16 protein-coding genes and 3 pseudogenes are annotated in these 18,229 nt (G+C 56.1%); 9 read left to right on the forward strand and 10 right to left on the reverse strand.

Translation table 11 applies throughout. From position 1 onward, the window contains the following. Window positions 1–177 precede the first annotated feature (177 nt). Both M3A44_08560 and nfi read left to right on the forward strand, forming a co-directional pair. Window positions 178–1,470, forward strand: coding sequence for an ABC transporter substrate-binding protein (locus M3A44_08560; protein MEQ6341694.1), 1,293 nt, complete (start codon window positions 178–180; stop codon window positions 1,468–1,470). A 5-nt stretch (window positions 1,471–1,475) separates the two neighbouring features. Beyond that, window positions 1,476–2,135, forward strand: a complete 660-nt coding sequence (gene nfi, locus M3A44_08565) for a deoxyribonuclease V (GenBank protein MEQ6341695.1) — start codon at window positions 1,476–1,478, stop codon at window positions 2,133–2,135. 8 nt (window positions 2,136–2,143) lie between these two features. Here the strand turns inward: nfi and M3A44_08570 are convergent, their stop codons facing one another. The 4 genes from M3A44_08570 to M3A44_08585 form a co-directional block, all read right to left on the reverse strand. Continuing rightward, a complete protein-coding gene (locus M3A44_08570; GenBank protein MEQ6341696.1) occupies window positions 2,144–3,349 on the reverse strand; it encodes a hypothetical protein in 1,206 nt (401 codons plus the stop codon). Window position 3,350: 1 nt separating this feature from the next. Then, a complete protein-coding gene (locus M3A44_08575; protein ID MEQ6341697.1) occupies window positions 3,351–4,397 on the reverse strand; it encodes a hypothetical protein in 1,047 nt (348 codons plus the stop codon). A 137-nt stretch (window positions 4,398–4,534) separates the two neighbouring features. Then, a complete protein-coding gene (locus tag M3A44_08580) occupies window positions 4,535–5,734 on the reverse strand; it encodes an IS4 family transposase (GenBank protein ID MEQ6341698.1) in 1,200 nt (399 codons plus the stop codon). A gap of 303 nt (window positions 5,735–6,037) precedes the next feature. Continuing rightward, the gene (locus M3A44_08585) at window positions 6,038–7,300 is read right to left on the reverse strand and encodes a valine--pyruvate transaminase (protein ID MEQ6341699.1); all 1,263 of its coding nucleotides are present in this window, start codon (window positions 7,298–7,300) and stop codon (window positions 6,038–6,040) included. 114 nt (window positions 7,301–7,414) lie between these two features. On the opposite strand from M3A44_08585, the gene purB reads away from it, so the two are divergent. Continuing rightward, entirely contained in the window at window positions 7,415–8,782 is a 1,368-nt protein-coding gene (gene purB / locus M3A44_08590; GenBank protein ID MEQ6341700.1) for an adenylosuccinate lyase, read from the forward strand. Between the two features lie 172 nt (window positions 8,783–8,954). On the opposite strand, the pseudogene M3A44_08595 reads toward purB, so the two are convergent. The 4 genes and pseudogenes from M3A44_08595 to M3A44_08610 form a co-directional block, all read right to left on the reverse strand. Then, window positions 8,955–9,276 (reverse strand): annotated as a pseudogene (locus tag M3A44_08595) (AAA family ATPase). Window positions 9,277–9,472: 196 nt separating this feature from the next. Next, window positions 9,473–9,711 (reverse strand): annotated as a pseudogene (locus tag M3A44_08600) (IS630 family transposase). A 79-nt stretch (window positions 9,712–9,790) separates the two neighbouring features. Beyond that, window positions 9,791–10,048, reverse strand: a pseudogene (gene tnpB, locus M3A44_08605) (IS66 family insertion sequence element accessory protein TnpB). Continuing rightward, window positions 10,048–10,389 carry a hypothetical protein gene (locus tag M3A44_08610; protein ID MEQ6341701.1) on the reverse strand — a complete coding sequence of 114 codons (342 nt, stop codon included), beginning with the start codon at window positions 10,387–10,389 and terminating at the stop codon, window positions 10,048–10,050. Before M3A44_08610 ends, tnpB begins: the two are co-directional and overlap by 1 nt. Before the next feature lie 121 nt (window positions 10,390–10,510). Between M3A44_08610 and M3A44_08615 the strand changes: the two genes are divergently transcribed. From M3A44_08615 to M3A44_08630, 4 genes are all read left to right on the forward strand, one after another. Then, complete coding sequence (locus tag M3A44_08615; protein ID MEQ6341702.1) at window positions 10,511–14,341, forward strand: VWA domain-containing protein; 3,831 nt, start codon at window positions 10,511–10,513, stop codon at window positions 14,339–14,341. A 35-nt stretch (window positions 14,342–14,376) separates the two neighbouring features. After that, complete coding sequence (locus M3A44_08620; GenBank protein ID MEQ6341703.1) at window positions 14,377–15,147, forward strand: hypothetical protein; 771 nt, start codon at window positions 14,377–14,379, stop codon at window positions 15,145–15,147. A gap of 220 nt (window positions 15,148–15,367) precedes the next feature. Further along, complete coding sequence (locus M3A44_08625; protein ID MEQ6341704.1) at window positions 15,368–16,183, forward strand: MnmC family methyltransferase; 816 nt, start codon at window positions 15,368–15,370, stop codon at window positions 16,181–16,183. Window positions 16,184–16,323: 140 nt separating this feature from the next. Then, window positions 16,324–16,524: a hypothetical protein gene (locus tag M3A44_08630; protein ID MEQ6341705.1), complete on the forward strand. Its 201-nt coding sequence runs from the start codon at window positions 16,324–16,326 to the stop codon at window positions 16,522–16,524. On the opposite strand, the gene M3A44_08635 is transcribed toward M3A44_08630, so the two are convergent. Both M3A44_08635 and M3A44_08640 read right to left on the reverse strand, forming a co-directional pair. Next, window positions 16,515–17,234, reverse strand: coding sequence for a hypothetical protein (locus M3A44_08635; GenBank protein MEQ6341706.1), 720 nt, complete (start codon window positions 17,232–17,234; stop codon window positions 16,515–16,517). The genes M3A44_08630 and M3A44_08635 overlap by 10 nt on opposite strands. Continuing rightward, window positions 17,164–17,661: a hypothetical protein gene (locus M3A44_08640; GenBank protein ID MEQ6341707.1), complete on the reverse strand. Its 498-nt coding sequence runs from the start codon at window positions 17,659–17,661 to the stop codon at window positions 17,164–17,166. The genes M3A44_08635 and M3A44_08640 overlap by 71 nt, the downstream gene beginning before the upstream one ends. Window positions 17,662–17,864: 203 nt before the next feature. On the opposite strand from M3A44_08640, the gene M3A44_08645 reads away from it, so the two are divergent. Continuing rightward, complete coding sequence (locus M3A44_08645; GenBank protein ID MEQ6341708.1) at window positions 17,865–18,026, forward strand: hypothetical protein; 162 nt, start codon at window positions 17,865–17,867, stop codon at window positions 18,024–18,026. Further along, window positions 18,004–18,222, forward strand: coding sequence for a hypothetical protein (locus tag M3A44_08650; protein MEQ6341709.1), 219 nt, complete (start codon window positions 18,004–18,006; stop codon window positions 18,220–18,222). The genes M3A44_08645 and M3A44_08650 overlap by 23 nt, the downstream gene beginning before the upstream one ends. Window positions 18,223–18,229: the final 7 nt, after the last annotated feature.

Raw genomic sequence — 18,229 nt, forward strand, 5'->3', positions numbered from 1 at the left:
TAAGGAGGGAAACTACCTTATACTCAATGCCGTTTAGTTAAGGTCGTAAATGCAGGTTGGCTCAAGGAATAATAGCCGCCGTAGGGCGCACCCTACATCAAAAACGGGGAGCGGCATGCTCCTTAACTTAATGGTGTTGACCTTAATGCTGATAAGAACAATGACCAAGGGGAGCACATGCTGAAAAGGACTGCGTCGGACATCAAGCAGTTTGCATCATTGTCGCGCCGTTTTCTGCTGGCACCGCTTCGTAGATTTGTTTTGATACCCATCTTGATGGCGATTATCGGGGTCGTCATTGTGGGCCGGGTCACGGATTGGTGGGCCGGCCCGGACAGTTACTACATTTATCTCGCGGGCGATTATAGGAACGATCCGGCGACTGCCAAGATATTTGAAGGTTTTCTGGGTGCGCCGTGCGAGAAATCCGATGGGGAAATTATCCGTGACAAGGGTATCGACGGCGTGCCCATCAGGGTTAAGTGTCTGGATGACCGGGGTGATACCGCCGAGGTTCGCCGGATCTCCAATGATCTTGCGCATCGCGATGACACCCTCATGGTTATGGGGCATATCTACAGCACACTGACGAAGGAGGCGCTGCCCAATTACCTGCGACAAGCCCAGCCTGCCATTCCCGTAATTCTCACCGCAGAGACTAATCCGCAATTGATTCCCGCCAAAAAAGCGGGGGGCGATTATGATCCGATATTTCGCTTGGCGCCTACGGATGATGCACAAGCGGTCAAGGCTGCGCAGTTTGCTATTGACAACGCCAAATCACAGGTTTTGTGGGTCGTGGAAGATGAGCGCAATCCGGTTTACTCCAAGTACTTGGCCATGGAGTTTGTCCGGCGGGTGCAAGAAAGGGAAGGGAAGGTGGTGCTATGGTCGACCAATATGTCGGTGCCGCCTGCTGAAACGCTCAGGAAGCTAAAAATCGATTTCGTTTTCTTTGCCGGAGACTGGTCGAACGCATTGATATTGATCAGGCAGATCAAGCGCATATTTCCTTCGCATCGAATGCCTGTGCTTTTCTTGAGTGACGCAGCCGTAGATCAACAACTTCTCAAATACGGAGGGAAGGAGTTGGATGGGTTGAGCATATATCTGGGCTATCCACTCAAGGCGGTCCAATTCAAGGACAGTGGTTTTGAGTTATTCGGAAAAGATGCCCGATCGATCATTGACTGGTTGCTTGTCGATACCGATCAACATTTCGTCGAGGAGAGCCAGGCGCATTCACGATTCAAATACTGGAGCATGTTGCTTTTGAACAGGCACGAGGTCGAGGATGCCCGATCCGCATTGAAATCACGGATGATGAAGGCGGTTCTCGAAGAGCGCAAATTTTCAGGCGTTTTGGGCGAATACCAGTTTGCTCACAATGGTAACAATAAACAAGCCCAATGGCGCATCTGGGAAGTGAAGAAGGAAAATGGCGTATATCAATTCGTCGATGCTGAATGACGATAATGCAATTCGAACCACGTCACCCTTGGGATGTTACGTCCGAGCAAGCCGTCGCCATCCAGCAGCAATTGCGCAAGGAAGTCATCACTGAAGACAGGTTAGGAGAAGTGCGCCACGTGGCCGGTGTGGATGTGGGCTTCGAGCAGAACAATGCCATCACCCGTGCCGCAGTGGCGGTGCTTGGCCTGCCGGATCTGCAATTGCTCGACAGTGCGATTGCGCGCCTGCCGACATCCTTTCCCTACGTGCCGGGCCTGCTCTCCTTCCGTGAGGTTCCCGCAGTACTGAAGGCGCTTGAACAGTTATCTACGCTGCCCGATCTTTTACTGTGCGACGGCCAGGGCATCGCCCATCCGCGCCGCTGCGGCATCGCCAGCCATCTTGGCGTGCTGACCGGCATTCCGTCCATCGGCGTGGCGAAGGCGCGCTTGATCGAAATACATGCGCCCGTGCCGGATGAGCGCGGTGCGTGGGTGCCATTATTGGATAAAGGCGAGGTCATAGGCGCAGTGTTGCGTACCCGCGTCCATGTCAAACCCGTTTACGTGTCCATCGGTCACTTCGTGAGTCTGGAAACAGCCATTGTTCATGTAATGCGTTGCACCACCAAATACCGGCTGCCCGAGACCACGCGCTGGGCGCACCGGCTCGCCTCTGGGTAGACGTTGCGTCAATCGCGCCCGAACCGCAAGACTTTCCGTGCCGTGTCGCTTACGCGGCTCACGGCTTGGGCGAGGTCCATGCTGAGTATCACGCCGGTATCCTTGTCGCTATAGGTGATGCCCAGATCAAAACTGTTGCGGTAGTGCACCATCAGGCCATAGCGCAAATCCTTGGTGGCGGCGCGGTCGGCATAACTTGCGAGCACCGACCATCCCAGTGCGTTCTTCATGTCGCCCGACTCTCCCCAGCGCCAGCGGTTGTAGCCAAACATTTCAATATACACAACGGGCTTGAACTGCTGGCCATCGGGCGCGGCTCCCACGTATTCCATGCCGACATTCGGGTGCAATACGATCCATTGCGATGTGGGCGGCGGGAGGAAACCGAGCTTGTTGCCGTGCGCGTCTTCCGGGCGCGGGTCGTGTTTCTTCAGCCACACGCCGTTCAACGCCAGTTCCCAGGGGTACTGGAACAAGGCTTCATCGAAGTAGGCACCCCATTGGCGGTCACGGCGCCGGGCATCGGCATAGTGGGCGTCGATGATAGGCCGTGAATAGTAAGTAAGGCTCCTTTCCACCAGTCGGACGTAGCGCAGGATATCCTGGGCGGCTGTGTACACCTGCTGGCAGTCAGGTCCTGGCGGAAGCGCCGGGCAGGCTGTGTCGATGAAGCCTGCAAAGAGTGTGATGTCGATACGCAGGGTCACGTCCACGGGTTTGCTTAAGCTGCCCGTGTTGCGGTCGTATTGCCAGTAAGCAGGCCGCTGCAATCCTTCGTCACTACGCCCGCTTGCTACCGCTGATCGTGCCTCTCTGAGCGCGGACTCAAGACGCTGCAACCGTTCACGCACGCCGAGCCTGTCTTCCCCGCTGACGGCAGCGCGTTGCGTAGCAATGGGCTGAGTTACCTGTTCCAGCGCCCGCACTGTGGCTTGCCGCCGCTCCTCGTCGCTCACTCCGGGTGCTTGGTGTGAGCTTGCGGTAGAAAGTGTCGCAGTGACAGCGCGGGTGAGGGCATTGTCGTCCAGGTCACCGCCCAGGCATCCATTTTGTTCAAGGGCGTTGAGCCGGTTACGAGATGCAACGGTGTCGACGATGGGGGACGTGTCGAAACGCGCGCATTCCGGGGTCACCGCCAGGGCGGCGGGCGTGGTCAGAATGAAGGTAGCAAAAGCAAAAGCAAAATAGCGAATGAGCCGCAGCGTCATAGTCATCCTAATCATCCTTGTTCAACAGATCCTGGAAGCTGCGGAAGGTCTTGATGGTTTCTCGCCAGCCGCTCTGCTCACTGGGCCAAATCTTTTTCAGTTTCGCAATCCAGCCCTGGAACTCGCCGATGGGGGTGCTGGCTTCGTATTGAGCGCTGGCCGCAGTGGCGGTGGCGTCATCAATAATGTTCTGCCAGGTCAGGGCGCGAAACAGGGGAATGTGAACCTTGGGGTTCTTGAGATAATGCTGGAGGTCGTGAACATTCTTGTTCTCGATGGCGTTGATCAACAGGCTCTGATAGCGATTGTCGCGGCGTGTCTCAACATTTGGCCAGTCGTCGAGGGGACGGAACTGCTTGGGCACCGGGATAGGGTCCCATTCATGACGGGCGTTGAGGAAGTAGTCGCACACGCCGCTGGCGAGGTTCACGTCCGGATGAACCACCGAAGTATAAACGTCGGCATCAGTCTCCAGCACACGGCTGACATTGGCGATCATCGCCAGCACTTTGCTGCGCGTGACACTGGGCGGCAATGGCCCCGCCGTGCCGGACTGGGTATACATCGCATGCAGAGTGTCGTGAGTGACCGATGTGCCCAGAGAATGGGCGATGACAGACCAACGCAACGTGTCGGCCTGGGGTTGAGCCTTCAATGTCTCCAGGATTTGCAGGCGTACCGCATTGCGTATCTGTTCCGCGATCTGGGGTATGAAACGGTAGAGGATGACATCCAGTACATGGGTGTTGAGGAAAGTTTCGCGATCGGTTTCGGCCGCGTAGCTGGCCAGAAGTTTGGCGGCATTGGCATCCAGGCCGCCCTGGCCGATGACTTGCAAGACTTGTTCGGCGTGTTCCTTCCAGGCCTTGCGGCGATCATCGAACTTGTCGTTGTAATAGATTTCCTGGAAGGCAAAGTTTTGATCGAAAGGAACCAGCAGGCTGAGTTGGTTGTACTTGTTGTACAGTCCGCGAATGAGTTGCTGGACTTCTTTTGACCACCCCGGCTTTGTGTCACCCATGCCATGTACGAGGAAGAGGACGTGTTTTCCCATGTTACCCCCTATATGCTTTGTCTTATTCCTTGAGCCGCATGCGCACAGTCAAGATACCGCGTTGTCGCCCACATTAGCATAATGTATGACATTCGCAACTCTATTGCAGGGGGGGGGCAGGGCACAATGCCGTTGACTTAAGCCTTCCCCATCCGTTTTTGCTTGGCGTTGCGCCATTTATTCTGAGGTGTTTTTGACACGCGCGGCTGCCCAGGTTTCGAGGTCTTGGGTTGGTAATAACGGTGTCGAGCGAACGATGCGGCGAGTCGCTCCAGCAACGCTATGGCGCTATGCCGGCATGCGGTGGTGAGAACATAGAGTTTCTGCGCGAAGGCGGCGACAGCGTTTTTAGACTGTGCGAAGACAATGCATTTATTGGTGACGCGCGGCGGGGCGGCGATGGCCTTGAGCGTTTGCGCCATCACCATCGTAATGGCGGCGGCGAACAGCTCTTGCTTGACGCCGTTAACACTGCGCGAGTGAAAACATTCGATTTTGCAATCGCGCTTTTCGGCGCGGTAGTGATCTTCGATCTTCCAGCGGCGCAGGTAGAGTTTGACGATGGATTGGCGCGAAAACGTTTTTGGGTCGATGAGATTGGTCAGCAAGACCGAGAGATTGCCGTCGGGCGAGCGCAGCCGGATCGCGCGCACGCGCAAGGTGGGAGTCAACTCGAGCATCGCCGATGACTTCCCGCCGCGGATGAACGCCTCAACAGCCGAGAAAGAATTTTTGGCGGGGCAGCGAAACAAAAAATAGCCGTCATAGGATTGCTGGCACTTCAGCAGCATGTCGTAACTGGGGTAACCCTGGTCGAAGACGAGCACCCCGCCGGGCGGTATGTGCGGCAGCAGCGCTTGTGCTTGAATACGCTCATCGGCGTCGGCAATGGACACCACCGCGCGTGCGACCGGCAGCTGCCGAAACACATCATACGCGGTGGACACCAACGCCATCGGATAGTGGCCGCGCCCTGGATTGTCGGGATGCAGGCCGCTATCAGGGTCAAAATGCGCACGAATAGCTACACTCGCGGGCAGCTGATATTTGGAGCCGTCAATGGCGTACACGCTCATGCCTTTCCATTGGTAACAGTCTGCGGCGGGGAACAATGTTTGCGCCAACGCGGCGGTTTGCTTGAGCAAGGTGTCGAATACGCACCACGAAAGCTTAGCGCGGGCCTTGGTCAACGCCGAGGCATGAACGGCGTCCGCCCGTGGCCATGCACCTTGATCGCAGGCGCGCTCCGCGAACTGTTCAAATAGCATCGCCATGCCCTGCTCAGCGCCCGAGGCGGCCAGCGACAAGACAAACGACATCAGCTTGGGCAAGGGCAGTTTGCGATCGCGAATAAAATGCTGGGAATGGTGGTCGGGATGATCGGGAAGGAGACGAGGGATAAGAGCAGAAAATTGTTTCCAGAATGCGTCGAGTTGGCATGGTTTTTCAAGGCAATGTGTGTGCCATGATGGACTCCTTTGCGTTGGTCTTTGTAGCTGAATTGATAGCCTTTTTCATCGGTTTATTCTAACAGCCACGTCACTTGACGGCTATGAAAAAAATGGCTTGCGATGCTTAAGTCAACGGCATTGGGGGCAGGGCAGCCGTCGGCCGGAGCTGTCGTTGTTCCCCGTCTGGATTCAGCCGCCGTACACCCGCTTCACCACCCGCGCAATCGCCATCGCGCCTGCTTGCAGCTCTTCCTCCGTGGCAGTGAGGCTGATGCGCAGGCACTGTTCCTTATGCGGCCAGTCTTCATTGAGCCCAGGGAAGAACGATGCCCCCGGTACGACGATGACGTGTTCCTTCTTGATTTCCTGGTACAACTGCTTGTCGCTGATGGGCAGATCATTCAGCCACAGCCAGGCGAAGATCGCCCCTTCCGCCTTGTGCAGATACCACGGCACATCATCCGGCATTTCGCGGTCTAGCGCAGCGGTGAGGATCTCGGCCTTGTGCTGGTAGTGAGGTTTGATGACGGTTTCTGACAGGCGCGCCAGTTCGCCTGAATTGATGGCTTGTGCCGCCAGTGCCTGCCCGTAACGCGAGGAATGGATGGCCGCGTTTGCCTGGAAGCATTCCAGCGCATGGATGTTGCGCTCATCACCAATGGCTATGCCCACGCGTTCGCCAGGCAAACCCACCTTGGACAAGCTCATGCAATGAAGTACATTCTCGCCGAACACCGGCGTCATCTCCGTGAACACCAAATTGGGAAAGGGCAGGGCATAGGCCGAATCAATCAGCACCGGTACATTGTGTCCCGCAGCCATATCCACTATCCGTTGCACCTCGGTATCCGTCAGAACGTTGCCGGTGGGGTTCCCGGGGCGTGAAAATAGCACCGCACCCGTGGTTTCGTCGATGCGCAGTTGATCGAAGTCAGGGCGATACTTGAAGCGGTGTGGCGCCACAATGTCGATGGTGGGCTTGTAGGCGTGCAGTGATTCGGTGGTGAGCGTCACCCCGCCATAGCCGGTGTAATCGGGGCTTAGGGGTAATACGATCTTGCGCAACCGACCTTCGGCATCATAACCGCCGAAACAATTCGCCGCATAGAAATACAGCGCCTGGCTGCCGGGAGTGATCAACACATTGCGGCGTGTGATGCCCCAATGGTAGTGGGTATTGAACCAGTCCACCACCGCGTCGATCAGCGGCATATAACCCTGGCTTGCCCCGTATCGCCCCACTACCTCGCCGAAATCCGGTCCCGCCAGCAGCTTTTGGGTATATTCACGCCACATGGTCTCCACTTCCGGCAGTATCAGCGGGTTGCCTGCGCTGAGGTTAGTCCACTTGCCGGGTTCCGACTGGAGGGTTTCGACGATATCCTTCATGATGGCGCGGACGCCGCTGAGCTGGGACATTTTCTGCCCGATTAGGCTAAGATGGGGTTGCACGGTTGATTTTTCCTAAAATATTTCAATTTTGTGACAGCATATTGTACAACAGGCGGCATTGTTGCCTGTATTGATCTTGTATAATTGCGAGCCTACAACTTGCCAGGAAAAACTATGGAACTCTCTGCGCTCACCGCGATTTCCCCTATCGATGGCCGTTACGGCGATAAAAGTGCCGACTTACGGCCCATCTTCAGCGAATTTGGTCTGATCCGGCATCGTGTGCTGGTCGAAGTGCGATGGTTGCGCATGCTGGCCGATCACCCTGGTATTGCCGATATACCCAAGCTCGGCGAGCATGCCATCAATGTGCTGGAGGGTCTTGTTACAAATTTCAGCGTAGAAGACGCCCTGCGTGTCAAAAATATCGAGCGCAGCACCAATCACGATGTCAAGGCGGTCGAGTATTTTCTCAAGGAAAAGATTGCGGGCAACGCAGAGCTGGAGGCCGTGGGTGAGTTCATCCATTTTGCCTGCACCTCGGAAGATATCAATAACCTTGCCTATGCCTTGATGCTGCGCGAGGCGCGCGCCCAGGTTATCCTGCCGTTGATGGATGAGATGATCCACGCCATCACCAGTTTGGCCCATCGCCATGCCGCGCAGTCCATGCTGTCTCGCACCCACGGCCAGCCTGCGTCACCCACCACGCTGGGCAAGGAAATGGCCAACACCGCCTATCGCCTCAAGCGGCAGCGCGAGCAGATGGCATCCATGCCGCTGCTGGGCAAAATAAATGGCGCAGTGGGTAATTACAATGCCCATCTTGCAGCCTATCCCCATCTCGACTGGGAGGCCATCGCGCGCGTTTTCGTCACGGGCATGGGGCTGGATTGGAACCCTTACACCACGCAGATCGAGCCACATGATTACGTAGCGGAATATTTTGATGTTATGGCTCGATTCAACACCGTGCTAATTGATTTCAGCCGTGACGTGTGGGGTTACATCTCGATCGGTTATTTCAAACAAAAAACCGTCGCGGGCGAGGTCGGCTCATCCACCATGCCGCACAAGGTCAACCCCATCGACTTTGAAAATGCCGAGGGTAATCTGGGCCTGGCCAATGCCATCTTCCATCACCTGAGCGCCAAGCTGCCGATCTCACGCTGGCAGCGCGATCTCACCGACTCCACAGTGCTGCGCAACCTTGGGGTGGGTGTCGCGCATTCGGTAATCGCCTATCAGTCGTGCCTCAAGGGCATATCCAAACTGGAGAGCGATGCGGCGCGCATGAACGCCGATCTCGATGCGGCGTGGGAGGTGCTGGGCGAGGCGGTGCAGACCGTCATGCGTCGTTATGGCATCGAAAAGCCTTATGAAAAACTTAAAGAGTTGACACGTGGGCGTGGCATCGACCGCCAGATACTGGCGACGTTTATAAACACACTGGAGATACCCGAGGAGGACAAATCGCGCCTTCTTGCGATGTCTCCCGCCACCTACATCGGCAACGCCGAACAACAAGCGCGCGGTATTTAACGAGGCGGAAGGTCAGGTTGCGCGAGCTGTCTGACACATTCCTGTGGCTATCGAGGAGGGTGGCGCAATGCCCGCAGGTTTTGCGCCTTGCCCGGGCCGGAGTAGAAGCCCTCCGGTCACTCGCTTGCGCCATTCGGCGAAGTAAAGCACACACTGCCGTTCGTGGTGATTGGATGCGGCCCAGCTTTAAATGAATGATGCTCGCCAGCACGTCGTCGGAGATCGGGTAATAGGGGATCACCTTCAAACGCCCCAGAAACGCGGGCTTGAACGCCTTCATGAGCTGCGGTCGGATCGTTTCCTCAAGCTCGGCGGGCGTGGGCAGGTCCGCCGCGTCCTTGTTCAGGCACGCCTGCATCGAAGAACAGCTCCAGCACATCGGGATGGGCCTTTTCCACCTCGTCGAGCAGCACCACGCTTTAGGGATTGCGCCGCACCGCCTCGGTCAACACACCCCCCTCTCCATAGCCGACATAGCCCGGCGGGGAGTCTTTGTCGAGTCGTGCTTTTTTGATGCAAAACCCGTTAGAATACGAACGTGCTTTGTTAAATTCTCACAGGGGATTTTAGTGCCTATTTTCTTCTCATCCTCCGTGCGTCGGAGGCAACATTTGCCTTGAATCGCATGGATTGTTGCGCTTGAATTGCTCGGCCTGAATGCGTGCGCGCAGTCGCCACAGGTTGTCACCTCTAGTGTAGAGTTGCATTCTGTTTGGAACTTAAGCGACTGTTGGCGCGAATGACCTTTTGCAGGATGTCGCGAGCGCTGGCGGTCCAGATAAACGGCTTGGGTTTGGTATTGTGATGGGCGACGTATTCATAATGGCCGTAATCAGTTCTGGCACGCTGCTGAATACCCCGCGACGAAGGCGATTTTCCGAGATGTCGCGGAAGAACCGCTCCACCATATTCAGCCACGACGCCACAGTCCAGTGTTTTATGCGGTTTATTTGCCCATAAATCAAAGCCTTCCAGCAGCCATTCGAACTCGTGCAGACCGATCATCTGCGTAGCCGATTCATTGTCGCGCGGCCAGGCGAATTTCTCCGCCTCCAGGCGTTTGGGCCACAGACAAAAGCCATTGCGATGCCAGTACAACACCTTGATCTTGGTGCGCTGGCGATTGATGAACACATAGAGCGCGCTGCCGAACGGGTTCAACGCCAGTTCCTGCTCAACCAGTACACTCAACCCGTTGATTGATTTGCGGAAGTCGATGGGCACTCGGAACAAATACACTTGCTCGATAGAGCAGCCCGGGTGCATTAGCGCAGTTCCGGCGCAGCACGACCCAGCGCTGCCAACCAGTCAGGCGGCGGCAGCGCCGACATCTCCAGGCGCATGCCTGACGGCAGCACCAAGGCACACAGGCTTGGGCACTGCATAGTAACCGTATCAGTTACGCGTAGTGCCACGAATGTACTGGCGTGTACTGACTTGGCAAGCTTCGATGCTTTTTTGGGTATGCCGACGGTGGCGGCTTTCAGCTTGTGCTGCCAATAATACAAGGCCGCCACCGAGATGCCGTGCCGCCTCGCATACTCACTCGCCGAAATTGTTTCAAGCTTGGCCGCCGCCACATGCCCCACCCAAAATTCCATTCCCATCTTCATGCTCGCTCCTTCTCGTTTTAGAGGTTGCAAGGATGCGGAAATTGAAATCAGGCGGCAAGCCTGGGGTTGGTGGAGCGCTTACTTTCCGACGAGGATATGCCATGGTGCGTTGCACATGGGATTGCGCACCAACGAAATCGCGAAGCTTGCTCTCACCAACATCGATTGGCGCAGCGAAATAATCACGGTGCGGCACAACAAGTCACGCCGCGAGGATATTTTGCCGATGCCGGCAGCCACTTTAAGAGGTTCCTTTCAGAGATTCATCAATTCGCGGCGCGGAAATGCATCCAATCTTGATCTAGATCAAGGAAATATTCTGGCGAGCGTCTACTATCGTTTATCAAACGGTAGTGGTTGGATGTGTCATGCAGGGGCGGAGGCAGCTATGATTAAGGTCACGGTAAGTTCCCGGTTATTCATCGGGAGTAAAAAGAAAAATATACTGGCGTTGTTGTTTCTCACGATCAGCGTTCTGTGTTTTCCTATGCTGGTGTCTGCGGCCCCTCCCAACGTCAACATTACCAATCATGTGGCGTGGCAAAATGAGCCGATGGTCGCAGTTAATCCCCAGGATCACGACAGGCTCGTGGTGGGATATAACGACAATCGCACTGGCAATGTGGCGGTCGGCTGGTCGTGGTCTGATGATGGTGGCACCGTATGGACCCATAGCGGGACGATCGCCCTGGCGGGTTATGCGAAAAGCGGCGATCCCGTGGTGGCCTTCGACAGCGCGGGTACAGCCTACCTTGCCGGCTTGGCCTACAATCCCGACAACATGCCAGGCAGCCGTGGCAGGGACGGTAGTATCTTTCTGGCCAAATCCAATGACGGCGGTCATACCTTCGCCGTCTTCCAGAATATTGTCGCCGCCGGACAAGGAACGGCAAACCACCTCGACAAACCCTGGCTGTTCGTCAATCCCGCCAACAATCATATTTATTTGGCTTGGACGCAGCGTGCCAACGCGTGGGGCGTGGGTGGTGCTGAGTCGATGACGGTATGGTTCACACGCTCCATCGATGGCGGCGTTACTTTCTCCGCGCCATTTCAGGTTAGCACCTTCAATCCCGCGACCGGCAGTTCGCGCTCGTTTGGGCCGCAAATCGCAGTCGGAGCGAACGCCCGCATCTATGTTGCATGGCATACACTGGAGAACGGCAATCCGGGCGATGCAAATTGGGTCGCTCCCAGGCTGTGGATCGCCGAATCAATTGATGGGGGCGTGAGCTTCGGCGCCAACCAGCTGGTTGCCAGCCAACAGTTCGGTAAGCCCAATATCTTCATCAGCATGGGCGCGGACCCGGCCAGTGGCAGGATTTACATTGCCTACGCCGACAGGCCCGCTTGGCCGGGCGATCATGACATCTACGTGGCCAGCGCCGCAGCGGCTGCCGGCCCCTGGGCGGTAACGCGGATCAGCGATGACCCAGTAGGCAGCGGCAGGGCACAGTTCTGGCCAAGCCTGGACGTAGCACCTAACGGTCGGGTGGATGTAATCTGGTATGACAACCGGGACGATGCCGTGACCAACAAATTGAGCGTCTATTACGCCGCCTCGATCGATGGCGGAACGACGTGGGCCGTCAATACCCGCATCACGGATGTTGTGCCAGGCTTCACTCCGACGCAGGATTTCGCTGGCGACTACCACACAGTCGCCTCCGTCAACGATAAGGCGTACGCCGTGTGGATGGACAACAGGTTGGGCAATCAGGAAATCTTCAGTACCAAACTCTCGCAGGAAGCGGTGGACGCCATGCTGGTGCTGGACATCTCCGGTAGCATGCTGTCACCGGGGTGTCCCAATTGCGCGGCCAAGCTCGATGTGCTGAAGGATGCGGTGGAGATCTTCGTGCAATTATGGAACAGCCTGGCCGTGGCCGAGCCGCAGCACCGGCTGGGGGTGACCTATTTCAGAACCACTGTGAACGAATTCAGCGTTGGTGGTGAGGCCCTCTTGCCGATTGGTCCCGGCAACAACCATGCCCAGGCCATCATTGACGATGTCGACAATCAAGCCACCGTGCCCAGCAATATGACGGCAATGGGAGGCGGACTGCAATCAGCCATCAATCGTCTCGCCGGCATGAGTCCACGCCGCATCATCCTGTTCACCGATGGTATGCAGAACGTCAATCCGATGGTGCTGCCGCAGGGCGCCGCGCTGAAAATTGACACCGACCCTACTATTTTTATCACTTCCAACATCAGCCCCACCACACCGCCCACCGTGCTGGACCAGCAGTTGGGACGCAGGATCAACGCCATCGGCGTAGGCGCCACGCCGCAATTCGTGACGCTGTTGCAGAGCATTGCCAATAGCACTGGCGGGAAAAGTTACACGACCATGGCGCCGGATAATAACCTGCGCCGCTTCTTCGTGGAGCAACTGGTAGATGCCCTGCGCGGCGCCAGCCCGCAGTTGATCGACTACCGAGTTAACAACCTTAGTGCCGACCGGTTTTCCGAAGTCTTCAGTGTCGATCGTTCGGCGAAAAAGCTAATTTTCAAGCTGAGCTGGAAGCGTGGTGAACCGCCTCTGGCGATTGAGCAGATCGAAAAGGACGGCGTCAACCTCATCGCTCATGCCAGGCTCACCACCGGCAACTTCTACCGCATCTATGCCTTTAACCTGCCGCTCACGGTGCAGGGTGCACGGATCGAGGCTGAGGGAGACTGGCGCCTGCAAATCTATGGCATGAAGGGTGCGCGCTACGAAGTTGCGGCGCTCGCCGACGAGAAAAGACTCGATTACGCCTTTGAGATTCACAGGGGGTTGAGCAAGGTGGGAGAGCCGCTCCGATTGACGGCTCGCCTCGCGGTGGACGGCAGGCCGCTGTCCGATGCCAAACGGGTGGTCGCACAGGTCTTCAGGCCCAGAACCAGCGTTGGAACGGCGCTTTCGACAACATCTACCCCGGCATGGATCAGCGCCGCAGCACTGGTCGCGACCGGCCATCAATCCGAACCGGGAATGAACCCTGCCCAGCAGAAACTGCAAGCATTGCTGCAACAGGAGGGGTTCTGGGATCGTGTTCAGCCCACCGACGGAGCGCTGGCGCTGGTCAGCCAGGGGAATGGCATTTATGCCGCAACCTATGACGATACCAGTGTGCCCGGCGCCTACACCGTGGTGTTTCGCGTCAGCGGCACGGACGAGTATATCGGCGCATATACCCGCACCGAAACGCGTGTGGCCACGGTGGAGTTCGGCAAGGCGAGTCTGGATGCCTCAGATATGCGCGTGGTGAGTAGGGACGTGATGGGTGATGCCACCCTCATCAAGCTGCAACTCCGCCCGCGTGACGCACGCGGCAATTATCTTGGGCCTGACTATGGGCAGCGGATCAAAATATCCACCGCGACGGGAAACGTCGCGCCGGGTTTCCGTGATCTGCTGGACGGACGATATGAGTATGCTCTAACTGTGCCTACCGGCTCCGACCCCGAGATTCGCGTGGCGGTGATGGACGAGCCTCTCTACGACGGACCGCTCTCGCAGGCAAGCACGGGCGCCTATCGTTTCGCCCTAAGCGCGCACCTGGGCTGGGGTGTGCCTTTGGGCAACTTCAACAATCAATACGGTGCGGGAATGCTGGGCGAACTGGGTTTCGAGTATCGGCCTTCGCCACGCTATTCGCTCAACGCCGTGCTTGGCCGCTACCGCTTCGATCCTGATTTCGACATCACTGGTGGTACACTTTACCTGCGAGGCTATCAACCGCTTGCGTCACAGATGGAAGGGTATGTCGAAGCAGGTTTGGGCGCCTATCGCCCCGAGTCCTTGAGCAAGAGGGGCGGGATAAGTTTCGGCGCTGGCGTGAGCCGCGCACTGGCTCCAAGGCTTCGCGGTGAGATCGGCGCCGATTACTTCCATCTGTTTGGCGGAGGTGATATTGATTTCATCGGCGTTAAGGCGGGCCTGCGTTGGTTGTTTTGAAACGAACTACTAGCCACAGCATCAGGAGAGCGATTATGACATCCATGCACTATGGGAAAAGCTGGTTATCCTTGATTACTCTGGTGAGCGTAACGCTCGCCCTTGCGGCGTGCGCAACGGCATACAAGGCTCAGCCGCTGCCGTTTCGTCTGCCTTCCTCCTATCCCAATGCCACCGTGGTGGCGGGTGCGACGCTGGGCGCCGAGGCCTATGTGGGCAAGGATCAGGCGGGGAACGCCTTTGGTTTCGACGTGCGCGGCGCGGGGCTGTTGCCGGTACAGGTGGTTTTTGATAACAAGGGTACGCACCCGCTGGTAATCAATCCCGGTCAAACCTTTTTGGTGGATAACGAAGGCAAGCTCTGGCCGGTATTGGAGGAACGCTTTGCCTACGAGCGTGTCACCAAGTATGCGCAGACCAAAAAGATCTTCAGTGAGGGGGCTTATAGCGGCTTTCTCGGTGGTATGGCGGGTGGCTTGATCGGTGCGGCGGTCGGCGTGGTCAGCGGTGAGGATGTGGCCAGCGCCGCAGGCAAGGGTGCGGTGGCGGGCGCGGCCGCTGGTGCCGTGCTGGGAGGGGCCGGTGGTGCGGCCAATGTGGGCGAAGCCCGCGACCGGGTGATGGACGATTTCCGGGCCAAGTCGTTGCAGAACAAGCCAGTGAAACCGGGTGACATTGCCTACGGTTTCATGTTCTTTCCCGGCGAGGTCACATCGGCCAAAGTGTTGCGCCTTCAACTCATGGAAAAGGATACCAACGCCGTTCACACGCTGGAAATGCCGCTGGCCACCGGCAATGCGAAGTAGTGGCGAGTTTCAAACTTACCTCGCCGTCCAGACGCGATGGAACATTTGGAGATTATTCAGGCAGGCATCACTGCACTTGAGATGGATGCCACCATCGTACTCTGTGGCCTGGGCCAAGCGAAGCGGACTCGGCATTGCTCCAGAAACGTTCGCGCTGATTTACGTCGACCAGACGCCACGTGCGATGTGATCGCCAGCATTTATGACGAATGAGAAATTGATGGGACCGCTGTTAACCTTGAAAGAGCACGAGACATTGCGTGCGGCGGTGCAGGCCGACGTGACGAATGTCGAGTGCTCGCTGGATCTGGGTCGATCGATGTCGACTGTTGCGGTGGGCGCTGAAGGCTGGGTCTGGCAAAGCCGATTATTTCCCTATCTTGAAACCTGCAATGACAGAACTATCTACTACTGGGTCGACGAGTCGTTTCAGCCCGTGTCGCGGTATGCGACGTCGCTGATCAAATTGGTGCCGACGCATTGGGGGCCGCCGACCTTCGAGATCGATGGCATCAAGATGCTGCCCACTGCGCAATCATCTCCCTATGCGGACGCCGAGCGCAAGGTCGCTTTGATTCAGCCGCGCGGCAAGGTGATTTTGGATACCTGCGGTGGCCTCGGCTATTTTGCCGCATGGTGTATGCAGGGTCTGGCCAAGCAGGTGCTTTCTTATGAGAAGAATCCTGACGTGGCCTGGTTACGAGGCCTGAATCCCTGGTCACCCAAGGTGGACGACGTTTTGAGTTTAACGCTGGGGGACATTTGCGAGCAGATCATGTCGCTGCCCAGCGGCTCGGTCGACGCCATTTTGCACGACCCGCCGCGCTTCGGTATCGCCGGTGAACTCTACTCGCAGATTTTTTATGACCAGCTTGCCAGGGTGTTGAAGCGCAAGGGCAAGCTGTTTCACTACACCGGCGCCCCTAACAAGTTGACCAGCGGCCGCGACGTACCCAATGAAGTGGCGAAGCGCTTGCGGCGCGCGGGTTTCGTCGCGGAGTTGAGCGGCGATGGGGTGTTGGCGGTAAAGAGCTAAGGTGGCAGGTAATTTCTAAAGTACCATTTATAATGTCTTCATCCTGCACAAACAGAGTCACTGCATATGAAGACAAGCACCCTGGCACGCAACGGTGTGTCTACAGAGATGGTGGATTTGATTGGGCGTCTCTGGTTGAAATGATACCCTGGCCAGCGCGGCGCCGCGCGATGGGTGATGTAACGGTGTTGCTGCTCGATGGCAAGCAACGTGTTGCGGAGAATGTGTTTGGCTGGAATCGACGAGCCATTGAAGTGGGTATCCATGAACTTCAAACCGGCATAGCCTGCATCAATGACATCACCGCCAGAGTAACGGTGTCCGGCACATCTCAAAGGTAACGCCTTAATAATGGCTCAAGCTGCCGTTTATAGAGCGCTGGCTCGTGTTTATAGGTAAAACAGTTCTTCAAGAAGCGCCAAACCTGACGTGCGATTTTGGACAAATTGTTCCACTGAGCACGCAGAAAAATGCCCATACCTGATTGCCTATGGTTTTCCCGCTTTTGCTGAAATTTTTTATCTTGCGTTGCATCGGGTTGCACCAATGCCAGATCGATTTGTCGCCGATGTAGGAATAAACGCGTCAGAATGGTAGTGACAATCCCCAGCAATGCTTGCTGTTCAATCGCGATGGAATTTTTGCCCCACGCTTTAGCGCCAGCCAAATCATTTTTAAAGCAATCGTAGTATTTTTCTTTATCCCAGCGACGATGATAAAGAAACGCCACGACACCTGGCAATAGCTCTATATCGTTGGTCAAATATTCGTAATCGATGCCGTCTTGTGTCCGAAAGCCGATCAAGCGCCATGCTCCCTGCGAGCTCTGCAAGGTCACGCTACGATCATACAAAACCCCCGCATTACTGGTGCTAATGGCGATGTCGTTTTCTTTGATGCAGGTGTACTTGAGTACTGACTTCATGCGCGTAATCACGGTACTGCGATAGAGCTTGAATCGTTGATCCCAAAAGCGTCCATCAATAAAAGCGCGATATATGACCCTTTTGATTATCATCACCGCCGTCAGGTTTTGGGTAGCGAGGATCATAATGTGCCGACTCGCTCTGGTAGGTTGCATCGGTCGCGATGACTTCACGCGAGCCTATCCCTTCCACGTGAGCGAGTAGATCAGGCAAAGTGCTACGTGCCAGCGCTACGAGTTGCAGGACGGCCGGACGTAGAATATTTTTACGCCCGGCCGAGGCAAGGGCATCCGACCAAGTAGAGCGCGCTAGCGGTGGCAGCGTTTGGCTGGAATCGAGATGAAATAGCGTTTGAACGTACTCACGCAATGAACTTGAAGCGAGTATCTGCCGTAGGCAGCCAGACAAAATAAACGGAGCCATCGGCAATGCCTTAAAAGGCGCATCGCTAAAGCGACATCTTTCCAGAATTTTTGTCATGGGAGAAAACCACTCTTCAAGCACGGTTCCAGTGGTAAATATTTGTTTGATGTGACGGCGATCAGCGGGCATAAATATCTTTAAAAAGAAGGGGATGTAAAAAATTTTTCACACACCCTGCCAGACATGTCAAGAACTATTTTTAGCTATTTCGCTTTGTTGGCGCGCTGCGTAATAAAGCATGTCCCAACAAAAATGCCCTATTCAATAAATGAACTCGCCAGAGACTTGCTACGGCCCTTTGCATTGATGTTATTGGCTGTGCGAGTCTTTGTGTGCCGGACACCGTTACCGCCAGAGTCAAACCAAAAACGGAAGACAAGCACCCCAAGCTGCTGGCCGAGATACAGGCCATCATGGAGCCTCACAGCGCGTCCGAATCGAGCCTGCGTACCACCCTTGCTGTACACCAACATGACGGCCAAGACGGTACATGAGGCGCTTGTTCAAAAGGGATGGTCAACGCAATCCCTGCCCAGCGTTCGCACAATCTCCAATCTCCTGAATCGCCAGGATTACCGACTGCGTACTGTGGTCAAGGCCAAGGTTCAAAAAAAACCACCGAAACCGACGCAATCTTTGAAAAGGTCAGACGGGCGAACACGTTGGCAGACGCTGATCCGCACACCTTGAGAATAAG

It is taken from the genome of Gammaproteobacteria bacterium, assembly GCA_040183005.1.
GTDB lineage: Bacteria > Pseudomonadota > Gammaproteobacteria.